The following is a 268-nucleotide window of genomic DNA, read 5'->3' on the forward strand; positions in this document are numbered from 1 at the left end:
CACCAGGAACTGCGGCGGCTGCGCGCCGGCTTCCCACCACTGGATGTACGGCTTCAGCTCGTCGAGCTTCTTGAACGCGCGGTCCTGGCCGGCCTTCGTGCCGAGCGCCTTGTACACGTCCTTCGTCGCGACGCCGTCAGCCATCAGCACAAACTCGAGGTTGTAGCGCGCGCCCTTGCGCATCCCGCGCTTGCCGGGGAATTTCTTCACGTTCCAGAAATCGGCCCAGCCGGTCGGCGCGGACTTCAGCTTGTCCGCGTTGTAGGAC

At 65.3% G+C, this 268-nt stretch carries 1 protein-coding gene; it reads right to left on the minus strand.

Annotated elements, in window-relative coordinates; all coding sequences use genetic code 11:
- Positions 1 to 268, minus strand: a 268-nt coding sequence (locus tag ACPYOI_RS36330) for an extracellular solute-binding protein (protein WP_481424209.1), incomplete at both ends; no start/stop codon positions are given.

The organism is Rhizobium sp. SVR5-2C, from assembly GCF_056755115.1.